Origin of the sequence: Xanthocytophaga agilis, assembly GCF_030068605.1 — a bacterium.
Taxonomy (GTDB): Bacteria; Bacteroidota; Bacteroidia; order Cytophagales; family 172606-1; genus Xanthocytophaga; species Xanthocytophaga agilis.
Map to the genome: position 1 here is coordinate 41,812 of NZ_JASJOU010000012.1, position 12,464 is coordinate 54,275.

Consider the following 12,464-nt stretch of genomic DNA (forward strand, 5'->3'; position numbering starts at 1 on the left):
GATATCATTATATACTGGTAACCAGCTTTACCTTGTATCGATATACACCTTTGTAAAACTCCTCCATCTTCAATACTTCCGGATTTTGTTTTGTGATCCAAAAGGTAGCATAGCTATCAGTGTTGTAGTCAATGCGTAACATCCAGCAATCTATCTCTTTACCTGTACTCACTCCTATTTTTTCACTACCTGTTACTTTATATGTATAATAAGCAGGTATTTGAGAACCACCTGGGTGGTAAAAATCAATGATAAAGGTTTTACCCATGCCCAGAGGTAACATTTCGAAAGTTTCCAGATCCAGTTCCCAGTTGAAGGTAGGATGCTTTAACCCTACCTGGAAATCTTTTTTTGTATTGCTAGATACACTATCTGCTCCTGTAATTTGTTTCTCTCCAAAGTTAAATGCAGCTACTCCCATCTTTGGCATGTAGGTGTAATGATATACAGGCTCAAAGTTATCCTTCTTACATAGAGACCAAAGTTTTCGGTTTGTCAATGTATCCTGTCCTGACCATTGCTGACTAATCACTACCATATCTTTCTGGAATGAGACTTCTCTTGTCCATAATGATACATTGGTAATCAGATTGTTCTTTTGAGGAATTTTAAGATAAACCATGTATTGCCTTTTAGTTGGTTTAAGCTGGCGGATAAGTAATTTTTTGTTTTTCACATTAATAGTATCTGTCTGAGCCCAAACAGAATACATATGGGATAATACTATACATAGTGTAGTAGCAAAAAAGCGTAGCATAGATATAAATGGTTAGCAAGAGTGAAACACAGGCAATATGCATGGTCTCATCCTCCCTGACAATTTTATTCAACCATTACCAGTATTGATTCAACCGTTTCCCATGAATATCTGCTCTCTAGAGAAGACATATGCGTTAGAGGTTGTCTAATAAAGGCCAAACTATTGAATAAATACTTCCATTGGTTAAAAACATACTGGATATAGATAGTATTCTGGTTATTTTTACCCATCTGAAATTATTGTTCATGTCACGTAGTATTACCTCATTTCCTCTACACTGGATCCAGCTTATAGCCTGGCTATTGTTTTATTGTATCAGTGTACTCTATCTTCTGCCTCAGGACCCTATCCATACTGCTCTCATTAATCCATTGGTATCTATCTCTTTTTACATAGTAATCATTTATGGTAATGCGTATCTTCTGATTCCCTGGCTGTATGAGAAACGAAAGCCAGGATACTATGCACTTGTCTTGTTTATATTCTTTGTAGCAGTGGTTAGCCTGCGTGTATTTCTATACCATGAACTATATTTCAAGATCTGGAAGGAAAGCTTCTTTCAATATACTTTTGCACATATAGCTTATGCGGCATTTTCCACATTTCTGACACTCTGTATCAGCATAATTTTTAAGATAGCTCTTAATTATTTTGCTCTTCGAAAAGTCCAGGAAGAGCTTAAAGCAAAGCAATACCAGACAGAACTTAACCTCCTCAAATCACAGATACAACCTCACTTTCTATTTAATACGCTCAATAATATTTATTATGAAGCCTACAAGGAATCTCCTAAAACTGCCTATCTTATCGAAAAGCTATCGGAGGTGATGCGGTATTTTATAGATGATTGCCCGCAAGACTTAGTTCCTATCTCCAGAGAGATGCAGTTTATTCATCACTACATTGAGTTGGAAAAGATTCGGATGCGCTACCCAATACAAATAACTATCAATAGTAGTGTATCTACTGATTATCTCCTTCCTCCTATGCTTTTGATGCCCTTTGTCGAAAATGTATTTAAGCATGGTATCAATAAAAAAAATGATACAAATGAAGTGGTGATCGAATTGATCGAAAAAGAACAAACACTCCATTTTACAGTAAGAAACACGTTGTTAAAGGAAACCACTTTATCATCAGAAGGCGGGTTTGGCTTGCGCAATCTCAAGGATCGACTGGAACTGATTTTCCCTAACCGCTTTACACTTTCTGCCAAGGTATCTGACGACTATTTTATTGCTTCACTTAGTATTCCTAAACCATGAATATTACCTGCCTGATTGTTGATGACGAGCCCAACGCAGTAAACCTACTGCAAGAATACATTCGTCAGATACCATTTCTTACACTTTCACATCAATGTTATGATGCTGCGGAAGTCCTGGAATACCTTCAAACACATCAGGTCGATTTAATCTTTCTGGATATCAATATGCCTGGTATCTCAGGAATGGAGTTAACAGAATTTTTATCTAAAGGACAAAAAATCATCTTCACAACAGCTTATACCCAATATGCTATTGAGAGCTATGAAAAGAATGCAATTGATTACCTACTCAAACCCATTACATTCAAACGTTTCTCGCAAGCAATAGCCAAGTTGCACTCCGGTTATCTGTCAACAGGTACCCCTCAAGTTAATTCTGATACCGATTATTTTTTTGTAAAGTCTGGCAAACAATTCCTCAGGCTTGAATATGATAGTATTTCATATTTTGAAGGCTGGAAGGAATATGTTTCTCTCTATACACAGGACAGCAAAATACTCGTCTATAAACGTATGAAAGAACTGGAAGACAGCCTCCCTGATTATTTTCAACGTGTTCATCATTCCTATATCATTAATATTCATGCAATACATAAGATTGAAGATAACCATATTTACATTCAAGAGGTCCGTATACCTATAAGTGAGAAATACCGCACGGCATTTATGCAGATAGTTCAGCAAAAGTTATTATGACAGCTCATTTTCATCCATACTCAGTATTAATGTGCTTGTTTTTTCAGGGCCTCCAGATCTAACTCTTTCCGTTCAACCTGATAAATATTCTCCTCCCACTTTTTTCCTTTTTTTACACGGGAGAAGTAGAAATATTTGCCATCAGCAGACATAGAAGGACAGAACTCTCCGTGGGTAGTATTTATAACATTACCCAGATTTTGGGGTGTTGTCCAGCCTGTTTCTTTTTTAAAGGTGATGTATAAATCAGAATCGCCATATCCATCTTTTCGATCCGTTGCCAAAAAAATCAGAAAATCTTCCTTGGGTGATATATATGGATTAGACTCAAATCCAGCAGTATTCACAATGTTACCTAGATTAACAGGTTGGTTATATTTACCCTTATCCTGTGTAGCTACATAGATATCTGTTTTCCCATATCCCCCAGCCCGATTGGAAGTAAAGTATATATTTCCATTGGATGCCATTGTTGCATAAAAATCAGAAGAATCGGAATTGATAACCTTTCCTAATGAGGATGGTTCGCCCCAGCCATTCTTTTGTTTTTTAACTATCCATATATCAAAGTTTTTAGGATCATTAAATCGGTTTGAATTAAAAAGGATCGTTTTGCCATCTGGCGCAAAGAAAGGATCAATATCTTTAAATTTACGTGTGGTGACTGAAAACGGAGCAGGTTGAGGAGTACTCCAGTGATTATTGACTTTATGAGAAGTAAGAATCATGAGACTGTCTCGCCCGCCCCATGATTTAACCCAAAAGGCTTCTGTCTGATCTGCATTAAGAGTCAGTCCAAAAACATCATTGGTAGAGATTGTGTCAGGTGCTACAACACGTGTCTGGCCGATAGAAGCATCTATCCAAAAATACAATACTATCCAAAGAAAAATGTGGTGAGGTTTCATAGGTTTATCAAATGGTTATGCAATTTTATAAGCCTTTTTTTTCTCTTACCACTTTCTTAGATAATTGAGATTCTATTTTAGATCATTAGACAAAATGGAGAAATGTCGAAAAAAAAGGGGCTGTGGCCGAAAAAAAGGTGGAAGAGAGCAAAGTTTCACGAACTTGACACATTGAAAATGCCCAAGATGAGACCTCCTTCTATCAATATAAAGCTGTTGCAATTCGCAGCCTGGATCATTTTATACTTATTTCTTATGCTTTATAGCATTCAGAAGTGGGAAGATTGGATGTATGGCCTTGCGCGAGCGTCCATTTATACTTTCTTTTATATTCTGGCTGTTTACACACAAAGCAACTGGCTTCTGACTGTCTACTTTCGGAGAGGGGTTTATACCAGATATATCATTGTGTCTCTCCTTATACTTATACTGTTAGTGACATTGCGGATGTTTACCGAATATTGGGTACTGCATCTGAATCTGACGTATCACCAGTTTTATGGATTTAATCTGAGCCATTGGGCCTTTGTATTTGTCACTCAATTTCTAGCTTCGCTATTTGGGATACTATTACGCATTGCAATGAACTATACCTGGTTATTGCAAACACAGGAAAAAATTCGCACACAGCAATTAATGGCAGAAATGAACTTGCTTAAATCACAGGTCCAACCTCACTTTCTATTTAATACGCTCAATAATATTTATTATCTGGCTCACAGTAAGTCAGAGAAGACCACCATCATGATTGCCAAGCTATCGGATATGATGCGCTATTTTTTGGAAGAAGCTCCTAAAGAAAAGGTTCCTCTTTCTGTAGAGGTTGAGTTTATTAAGGATTATATTGAGTTAGAAAAAATCCGGATACCTTATCCCGTACAAATAGAATTATGTCTGGATGGCTTAAAAGAAGAAGTCTTGGTTTCTCCTATGTTATTGATGCCATTAGTGGAAAATGTCTTCAAACATGGTATTGACAAAACACAATCGAAGAGCTGGGCAAAAATGAAACTGCATACTGAGACTAATTATGTCCGGTTTGAAGTTACTAATAGCCTTTGGCCTCAATCGTCCAACCCAAAAGGATTAGGACTGAAAAATCTCAAAAAACGCCTGGAAATGATTTATAATGAGACTTACACATTAACTATCCAATCTGATACAAGTCAGTTTACAGCTATTCTTCAGATACCTCTACTGAATTTCCAGTAAAACCAATAACATACAAAACCTGTTTTTAATACACAAGAAATGAAAATTAAATGTCTGGTAATTGATGATGAGCCCCTCGCTGTTCAGTTATTGTGTGATTATATTGAACAAGTGCCTTTTCTAACTTTAGAGAAAACCTGCTACAATGCAATGGAGGCTTTAGACTTTATGCAGCTTCACAAAGTAGATCTGATTTTTCTGGATATCAATATGCCTCATATTACAGGTATGGCATTTGCTGGTCTACTTGATAAGCAGCAGAAAGTTATCTTTACAACTGCCTATACTGACTATGCGTTAGAAAGTTATGAAAAAAATGCAGTTGACTACCTACTCAAGCCCATCACATTCGAACGATTCATGAAAGCAGTCACTAAGGTAGTTGCTCTTTCAAAAGACCCTTCTCCCGTTGCCTCTTCTATTGAGAGAGAAACAGACACAGAAAGTGTGTTTGTAAAAACAGGGAAGTCTGTTGTAAAAGTGGAATTGAAGAAAGTCCTGTACATTGAAGGATTAAAAGACTACGTTATTTTTTATCTAGATCAGGAAAAACATATTGTTTACAAACGTATGAAGGAATTAGAAGATATTCTCCCAGAATATTTTCATCGCATCCACAACTCCTATATTGTGAATGTTCATACCATTCATAAGATTGAAGACAATCATATTTACATTCATGACATCAGACTGCCTATAAGCGAGAAATACCGTGTTACATTTATGCAGATAATTCAACAAAAATTATTGTAATAGACGCAAGTGTCCTCATTTATCCCCGCTTCATCTTTCTCTGTCATCTTATATTAGGCATCTATTTTCAGGCATATTGTTTTATAAAGTTTTGTTGCGGCGAGTATGTATTGTCGTTTGGATACAGTTTTTTGCAAAGTATCTAGTAATCAGAAAGTTTCATCGAAATTATAGACTTAACATCTTGCATCTATTTATAGATTTTGTATTTTACATAAGGTTACATTTAGCTCCTTACACATATGAAACAACACTACTTTTATATCTTATTTTTCATGTTGCTTGGGCTATTGCCAGAAGTGAAGGCGCAGAGTATGCAGTTTACAGGGAGTAACCCTATGCTTATCAGTATATCTGATGGGAAGAAGAACTACTTATTTACAGCTCCTGAGATTAAAGGTAGATATAATAACCGACTTAAACGGTTTGAATTTGTTCTGATGGTTGCTAATATATCTCCCAAGCCCAATAATTCACTTCTGGTATCCTTGTTCAACTTTATTTTTCACCCTGACCAATCAGAGGAAGTACGTATGTTTGCTTACTTACCCTCCGAGACACGTGGTTTTGAGGGCTTTGTGAATCCACAAACTCTTTTATTAACAGGTCAGATAGAAATTGCAGGTAAATCCTATCAATTGCCGATTACCATGAATCTGAAATATAACAGTGGTATACTCTATTATGGTTTGCAGGGATTGATTGCTTCTGATTTTGGAATTATAGCCTCTACAGGTGAGGAAAAAGAAATTCATCCAAGAGAAATTCAATTTGTGATTCCAGAAAGCCCCATGGGTATTTACATGGAAGATTGATAAAAATACATAAAAAGAAAACGGCCATTGATCAATGGCCGTTTTCTTTTTAGATCTACTACATGTAATTGAGATCGTTATTGGGTTTCAGCTTTATAATATGCACTGCATTAAAAAGAAGTATAAATGGATAGGCTGGGTCAAATTCGTGCCACTTAATACCAAAGTTAGCGCGACCTCCAAATTTGTGATGATTGTTGTGATAGCTCTCTCCGAACATTAGAAAGTCAAGAGGCAATAGGTTTTTAGCCGTATCATTCACTTTAAAGTTTACATAGCCAAACTTGTGAGCAAACCAGTTAATAATCGCACCATGTACAGGTCCCATCAGGTAATGGATAGGCAATAATAAAAACATCCACCAATGTGTAGCAAAATGAATATAAAATAAAGTATAGAGTGTCCCCCAGGCAATACGACTTATCCACCGATCTCCCAGCCATTCCATAAACTTCCAATTAGGTACATTCTTAGTGAACTTGGGATCTATATTAGCTTTTCCTGTAAGGATATCGTTGTAAATATTTTTTGTCTTCCACATCATATCAAACAAATTATCGGAATATTGAGGGGAGTGGGGATCTTTCTCTGTATCTGCATAGGCATGATGAAGGCGATGCATTACACCATAGGTATATGGACTCAAAAAAGACGATCCCTGCGAGATCCAGGTAAGAACATAGAATGTTCGCTCCCAAAACTTGTTCATGGTAAACATCTGATGGGCTGCATACCGATGTAAAAAGAAAGTCTGAAAGAATAAGGATAAATACCAGTGGGCAATAAAGAAAATTAAAATTTTCATGAATAGGTAGATAAAAAGATCAGGATAATAATACGCCATAAAAGTAGAGTCTGCCTTCTGAAGAGATAATGACAAATATCATGATCCAAAAAGATCATTCGCATCAAATCCTGTTTACGAATTCATCACAAAAAAGAAAAGGGTAACTGTTTTCACAATCACCCTCTTTTACGGCTTTACAGTATTACCCTTAAATCGCCTGTTTTAATACTTTTGCAGTTGCTCCTCTGCTGATATTACCTGCAGGTCTGGTGTAGAATTATCACTTAATGTAACCTTACCTCTTTCTTTGCGCACTATTCGGGAAAATAAACTGACCTCCTGACTAAAAAGAAAGGTAAAAAACAATTTGGTAAAAGAAGTATGATACTTTAGGTTATCATAAAACTCAGGTGCAATAGACTTCAATTTAGGCAGGTTGTTCCAGGGAATAGAAGGCATATCATGGTGTTCGTTGTGATAGCCTACATTCATATTCACTGTATTTAAAACCCCATAGTAGCTATAAGTCTCCTGATTCTTATCCAGTACCAGATAGTGCTCCTGAATCCAGCGTGCGCCTAGTGGATGTAGGCCTACCGAAAACAAAAAACTAGCTCCCAGATATCCTAATGCAGGCCATCCCCAGAAATATACAATCAAACCATCAAACAGAATCTGGCAAATAATGTTCATAGCTACATACTTATCCACTGCTGCAAGTTCGATACAACGAAGTGTACGAATAGCCTGAAAAACAGGGAAGAATAACAACCAGATCATTTTTCCAATAAAATAATTGTTAATCAGCCGTGCTTCCCAATAATCTGGTAGATCAGCATCCAGTTCATGCACTCCCTGAAAAGCATGGTGCTTCAGGTGGTAATTTTTAAATGAAATAGCTGTTGGGATAAGGGATGGAAAGTTGGCAATAATACCAGCTGCTACATTGGCCCAGGGCTTTCTGAATATAAGGTTATGTGCTGCTTCATGGATACAAACGAACAATGTATGTACCGGAAATGCACCAATCAACCAGGCTGCTGCAAGTATGATATACCAAGGCTGGTCTTTAAGGAGATAAGCCATTACCAATTGAATCCCTACGCATACCAGTATCCATACCATTGTTACTGGATTCTTCGAAATTAGCTTTTTTACTTCCGGATGTGACTTTAAAATTTGACGTGTACGAATACGATGAGGTTCTGTACCCGTTACATAAGTAAAATCTTTAGGAGAACTCATAAAATCAGTTATAGCATTTACAGATGATTCAGACTAAAATAGACAATGACACAAGGCTACAATTTTATGTCCTTCTTCAAAATTAATACAACATTATCTGTAAATTATCTTTTTATCATCTTTTATTATACAAATTTTTACAAGAAATGATTAAACAGATCATTTCTTCTGTTTACTTTTTCACTGCATTTATATGAAACTCCTGAATTAGCGGATTCTTTTCCGGGGTTAAGGTAAAGCTTACCTGAATATTAGCTTTCTCTCCTTCCATTATAAAAACACCTCGCAGTTGGTTTTCGGGCATTAACTCTCTTACCTTGATAACTTTACCAGCATTAGCAAATATCTCGGCACTTTGTGTCTGCAGGATCTCCAATGGATTATCGGGGAAGAAATTTTCTGCAAAGATCCCACTATTTACAGCATTCTTCCAATCAGGTAATAAGGCAATGATTTCATTTTTTCGCTTCTCAAGAATAGAAGATACAGGTAATTTACGCGGTTTTAGTTCCGCCAATGTAATGAGAGAATCCAGTACTTGTACATTAATAGCGCCAGTAGGTGCATAGGTCAGATTAGAGAAACACACAACACCAATGCCATAATCCGGCAAAACAGACCAATTACTACCAAAACCCGGCAATCCGCCACTATGACCTACTGAAACACGATTGTCACAATCTTTTGTCCAACGTAACCCAAAATTATAGCCACTCACTGTCGGACACAAACGCCCACTCGGATATTTATATTGTGCATTCAATGTATTGATACGTCCCAGTTGATGCATCTCTCGGAGTGAAGATCTTTTGATAATTCCATTGTCAGCCTCATCTCTCGGAGGCCAGGCTTGCAAATGTAAGGCCATGTATCGACTAAAGTCTTCAATAGAGGTTAACATTCCTCCCATAGCTCCATATGAACCATCATGCAGTAGTGCTTCCTCCTGCCACTGGTCATTGAGGCGTCGATACCCATGCGCCAGCTGATCTGCTGGAACCTTGGTATATTCCCAATACGTACTTGTCATGCCAAGAGGCTTACAGATAGTTTCCGTAATATATTGCTGGTAGGGTTTGCCAGATACTTTGGTAATGATATTACCAAGTAAGGCAAATCCCAGGTTGCTGTATTCATATTGGAGTCCAGGTGCATTAGAGAAGGTTATACCACCTTCAACCAATTGAAGTAGTTCTACATCTGTATCTGCAAGCTGTCGGTCTCCCCACGGATTATCTTCCGGAAAGCCAGCAGAGTGAGTGAGCAAATGACGAATGGTGATAGGAGGAGAATCTTTAGTTAGAGTTTGTACTTTCGCAAATTGAGGAATATACTTTGAAACTGGATCATCCAGATTGAGTTTGCCTTTATCGCGAAGTTTGAGGATCGCCATTGCAGTAAAGCTTTTGGTCATTGAGGCAATCCGAAAAACGGACTTAGTATTGACAACAGTCTTTTTCTTCAGATCGGTATAACCTGTATAGTCTGCATAGATCAGATTTCCATCCACTACCACACCAAATACAAAACCAGGAAAATTATTTTTTTCAGCATATCCCTTGTAAAGCTCTTCTATAACAGGAATGGCTTTTTTGATCTTAGTTAGCCGTTTGGTATCTTCAAAGTATGGAGGCTGATATGATTTTTGTGCATAGAGATTTAAAGGAATTATCCCTATAATCCATAAACAATAGTATATCTTCAAAAATATAGGAGGTATCTGGTTTGTAGTAGTTCTGTTCATATTTCTGTGTGTTGGTTAGGAGGATAGGAATGGTGTTTCTCAGCCTTACTAAAATACAGAAATCTTTTAAAACCTCAGATAGCTAGCAATTGCTTATCAAAGTATAATTGGAAAGATCTATCTCTGCACTAATCATTTCTTCAGCAGCTAACTTTACCAGGTAACATGCTTTTTTAATTTGAAAATTACAATACTATTCTTTAGCAGCCAGTAAGTTAACCATCTTCCATACAGAGTTTGCATCTTCAAGGCTTCGAATAGGAGACATCTTTAAGATATCTTTACGAAGGTAGTTAAGCTGTTTTATTTCTATTTCAGAGATATTCTCTTTCTGCCATACTAAGACACCTATGGCTGTTTTTAGTGTGGTTGCTTTAACTCTTATTGTGTGCATAGAATAGCGAGCCGGATGAATATGAATATACTGCCCAGCTTTTTCTCCAAACCGCAAAATCCATAAAGATCCATCACTCAGAAAAACAGAACGGTATTGTTCCGGATGCAAAAATTCTTTAAAATCTATCTCAGATAAAAGATTTGCTGTTGTAAGCAGAGTAATTACTTCCTCCTTTATAGTTGTTTCTGATAGATTTCCAGTATACAAATCCATTTGTGAATTCCCGATACTACATATTTGCTGTTCCAGTAAGTGCATGCTTTTTGTATCATAAGTATTGATGAAATTCTGGATAATCTGGTAGTGGTGTTTGAGTCCGTTAAATAGTATTCTGGAAGACATTCCGGTTTTTTAGGGCAAAAGTTAGTAGATTAATGGAAAAATATGTATTTTAGTAGCCTTGTGCAAATTCGTTAATCGCTGAATATCATTGAGTTTGCTTTTATTTTCTTACATCAATAATGAAGTTAAGCCTATAGGGCTATTTTGAAATTCAGAATGATCTTCCATATATTTGAAGAAAATTGGAAGAATTATCTGTATAAAATACAAATTACACCTTTTTCAGAGAGAAATATATAATGGAGATAACCTTAATTATAGCTGGCTTTATCGCATCCTATCTGATTGGTTCCTTACCTACAGCTCTTTGGTATGGACAGGCTTTTCACGGAATTGACATACGCAACTATGGTAGTGGTAACTCTGGAGCAACTAATACATTCAGAGTATTGGGAAAGAAAGCTGGATCTATTGTGATGGCGGTAGATATTTTTAAAGGCTGGACTGCTACTTCTATAGCTGCTATTCTTTTGCATCTGCATGCCTTTACCGAGCCTAACCTAATTACCTATCAACTATTTATTGGTATTTTGGCTGTTATTGGTCATATCTTTCCAATCTATGCTAATTTTCGTGGAGGTAAAGGGGTTGCAACATTATTGGGAATGGTGCTTGCAATCCATGTAGAAGCTGCATTATTATGTATTGCTATATTCTTCCTGGTTGTACTTTTGTCTAAATATGTATCTCTTGGTTCAATGATAGCAGCATTGGCGTTTCCTTTATTGTTGCTTATGCCTCGGTTTAGCCCTGATGATCCAATTCTGATTATTTTTGGATTTGCAATGTTTGCCATAGTAGTCCTGACTCATCAGAAAAACATCATCCGCCTTATTCATGGTGAAGAAAGCCGGACTAATATAAGATTTAGGAAGAAGTAACTTAACTAATCTTCCTAGACTGCTGACTATAAGATCTTTCAAAAATGCCTGATTTGTTCAATCAGGCATTTTTGTTTATTGGATAAGAAAGATATTTTGCTGATAAGTAAAAATTAGCCTTCCTGCTCTGTTTTTTCTGCTCTCACTTCTGCAAGTGGTCTGAAATTTCCTCCTTTTAAAGGATCTTCACCTTCTTTTTCGTAAGGGATTACTTCAAGGATATTTGTAATATTTACGTCTGTGATTATGTAATCCTGTATTTTACCAAGTCTTTCCTTTAATAAGTCATACGCTTCTCGTGGATCAGGAGCATTGATAAGCATATTGTAGGGCACTTTTTTCTCTTTCTGCGTTTTCTCATCAAAAGTGATATATTGTACTTTTAATTTATACCACGTTTCAGCGCCATCCTCTACAAAAAATACCTCACTTAATCGCATACGTGAAAGCTTGGAAAGGAAAAATTCTGCCAGGTTACTGGCTACGGAATCGTAAATGCGGGATTCTGCATCTGTATAAGAAACTGCATCCACCAGATGAACTTCTGTGATAGTCTTATTTATTCCCTTGTCATCAGGTTGTTGATAACGGATTGTTGCTTGATACCAAACCGGCATATAAGAAAGATAAAGTTAAAATTTCACAATTTAAATAAGC

At 36.7% G+C, this 12,464-nt stretch carries 13 protein-coding genes; 6 read left to right on the plus strand and 7 right to left on the minus strand.

The features are described from left to right. Positions 1–7: 7 nt before the first annotated feature. Positions 8–757: a DUF3108 domain-containing protein gene (locus QNI22_RS27695; RefSeq protein WP_314515835.1), complete on the minus strand. Its 750-nt coding sequence runs from the start codon at positions 755–757 to the stop codon at positions 8–10. 248 nt (positions 758–1,005) lie between these two features. Between QNI22_RS27695 and QNI22_RS27700 the strand changes: the two genes are divergently transcribed. Together QNI22_RS27700 and QNI22_RS27705 are read left to right on the plus strand one after the other, a co-directional pair. Further along, positions 1,006–2,025 carry a sensor histidine kinase gene (locus tag QNI22_RS27700; RefSeq protein WP_314515837.1) on the plus strand — a complete coding sequence of 340 codons (1,020 nt, stop codon included), beginning with the start codon at positions 1,006–1,008 and terminating at the stop codon, positions 2,023–2,025. Then, positions 2,022–2,723: a LytR/AlgR family response regulator transcription factor gene (locus QNI22_RS27705; protein ID WP_313990833.1), complete on the plus strand. Its 702-nt coding sequence runs from the start codon at positions 2,022–2,024 to the stop codon at positions 2,721–2,723. The genes QNI22_RS27700 and QNI22_RS27705 overlap by 4 nt, the downstream gene beginning before the upstream one ends. Positions 2,724–2,749: 26 nt before the next feature. On the opposite strand, the gene QNI22_RS27710 is transcribed toward QNI22_RS27705, so the two are convergent. Next, entirely contained in the window at positions 2,750–3,631 is an 882-nt protein-coding gene (locus QNI22_RS27710; protein WP_314515840.1) for a hypothetical protein, read from the minus strand. A 255-nt stretch (positions 3,632–3,886) separates the two neighbouring features. Between QNI22_RS27710 and QNI22_RS27715 the strand changes: the two genes are divergently transcribed. From QNI22_RS27715 to QNI22_RS27725, 3 genes are all read left to right on the plus strand, one after another. Beyond that, positions 3,887–4,843: a sensor histidine kinase gene (locus QNI22_RS27715; RefSeq protein WP_314515842.1), complete on the plus strand. Its 957-nt coding sequence runs from the start codon at positions 3,887–3,889 to the stop codon at positions 4,841–4,843. Between the two features lie 39 nt (positions 4,844–4,882). Then, the gene (locus QNI22_RS27720; RefSeq protein WP_314515845.1) at positions 4,883–5,596 is read left to right on the plus strand and encodes a LytR/AlgR family response regulator transcription factor; all 714 of its coding nucleotides are present in this window, start codon (positions 4,883–4,885) and stop codon (positions 5,594–5,596) included. A 242-nt stretch (positions 5,597–5,838) separates the two neighbouring features. Then, positions 5,839–6,411 (plus strand): hypothetical protein, encoded by a 573-nt coding sequence (locus QNI22_RS27725; protein ID WP_314515848.1) that lies wholly within the window; start codon positions 5,839–5,841, stop codon positions 6,409–6,411. Positions 6,412–6,469: 58 nt separating this feature from the next. On the opposite strand, the gene QNI22_RS27730 is transcribed toward QNI22_RS27725, so the two are convergent. The 4 genes from QNI22_RS27730 to QNI22_RS27745 all read right to left on the minus strand — a co-directional run bounded on the left by QNI22_RS27730 (position 6,470) and on the right by QNI22_RS27745 (position 10,926). After that, the gene (locus QNI22_RS27730) at positions 6,470–7,216 is read right to left on the minus strand and encodes an acyl-CoA desaturase (protein ID WP_314515852.1); all 747 of its coding nucleotides are present in this window, start codon (positions 7,214–7,216) and stop codon (positions 6,470–6,472) included. Positions 7,217–7,420: 204 nt separating this feature from the next. Next, a complete protein-coding gene (locus tag QNI22_RS27735) occupies positions 7,421–8,443 on the minus strand; it encodes a fatty acid desaturase (protein ID WP_314515855.1) in 1,023 nt (340 codons plus the stop codon). Positions 8,444–8,615: 172 nt separating this feature from the next. Continuing rightward, a complete protein-coding gene (locus QNI22_RS27740; protein WP_314515858.1) occupies positions 8,616–10,187 on the minus strand; it encodes a serine hydrolase domain-containing protein in 1,572 nt (523 codons plus the stop codon). Between the two features lie 193 nt (positions 10,188–10,380). After that, positions 10,381–10,926: a hypothetical protein gene (locus tag QNI22_RS27745; RefSeq protein ID WP_314515861.1), complete on the minus strand. Its 546-nt coding sequence runs from the start codon at positions 10,924–10,926 to the stop codon at positions 10,381–10,383. 239 nt (positions 10,927–11,165) lie between these two features. Between QNI22_RS27745 and plsY the strand changes: the two genes are divergently transcribed. Further along, the gene (gene plsY / locus QNI22_RS27750; protein ID WP_314515863.1) at positions 11,166–11,807 is read left to right on the plus strand and encodes a glycerol-3-phosphate 1-O-acyltransferase PlsY; all 642 of its coding nucleotides are present in this window, start codon (positions 11,166–11,168) and stop codon (positions 11,805–11,807) included. Positions 11,808–11,920: 113 nt separating this feature from the next. Here plsY and QNI22_RS27755 read toward each other — a convergent pair whose 3' ends face one another. Beyond that, positions 11,921–12,424 (minus strand): DUF4494 domain-containing protein, encoded by a 504-nt coding sequence (locus QNI22_RS27755; protein ID WP_314515867.1) that lies wholly within the window; start codon positions 12,422–12,424, stop codon positions 11,921–11,923. Positions 12,425–12,464 lie beyond the last annotated feature (40 nt).

What these genes read in the sequence shown, in the direction of transcription:
- QNI22_RS27700 (WP_314515837.1), top strand. Translation starts at nt 1,006, where the DNA reads ATGTCACGTAGTATTACCTCATTTCCTCTACACTGGATCCAGCTTATA.
- QNI22_RS27710 (WP_314515840.1), bottom strand. Translation starts at nt 3,631, where the DNA reads ATGAAACCTCACCACATTTTTCTTTGGATAGTATTGTATTTTTGGATA.
- QNI22_RS27745 (WP_314515861.1), bottom strand. Translation starts at nt 10,926, where the DNA reads ATGTCTTCCAGAATACTATTTAACGGACTCAAACACCACTACCAGATT.
- plsY (WP_314515863.1), top strand. Translation starts at nt 11,166, where the DNA reads ATGGAGATAACCTTAATTATAGCTGGCTTTATCGCATCCTATCTGATT.
- QNI22_RS27715 (WP_314515842.1), top strand. Translation starts at nt 3,887, where the DNA reads ATGCTTTATAGCATTCAGAAGTGGGAAGATTGGATGTATGGCCTTGCG.
- QNI22_RS27740 (WP_314515858.1), bottom strand. Translation starts at nt 10,187, where the DNA reads ATGAACAGAACTACTACAAACCAGATACCTCCTATATTTTTGAAGATA.
- QNI22_RS27695 (WP_314515835.1), bottom strand. Translation starts at nt 757, where the DNA reads ATGCTACGCTTTTTTGCTACTACACTATGTATAGTATTATCCCATATG.
- QNI22_RS27735 (WP_314515855.1), bottom strand. Translation starts at nt 8,443, where the DNA reads ATGAGTTCTCCTAAAGATTTTACTTATGTAACGGGTACAGAACCTCAT.
- QNI22_RS27720 (WP_314515845.1), top strand. Translation starts at nt 4,883, where the DNA reads ATGAAAATTAAATGTCTGGTAATTGATGATGAGCCCCTCGCTGTTCAG.
- QNI22_RS27705 (WP_313990833.1), top strand. Translation starts at nt 2,022, where the DNA reads ATGAATATTACCTGCCTGATTGTTGATGACGAGCCCAACGCAGTAAAC.
- QNI22_RS27755 (WP_314515867.1), bottom strand. Translation starts at nt 12,424, where the DNA reads ATGCCGGTTTGGTATCAAGCAACAATCCGTTATCAACAACCTGATGAC.
- QNI22_RS27730 (WP_314515852.1), bottom strand. Translation starts at nt 7,216, where the DNA reads ATGAAAATTTTAATTTTCTTTATTGCCCACTGGTATTTATCCTTATTC.
- QNI22_RS27725 (WP_314515848.1), top strand. Translation starts at nt 5,839, where the DNA reads ATGAAACAACACTACTTTTATATCTTATTTTTCATGTTGCTTGGGCTA.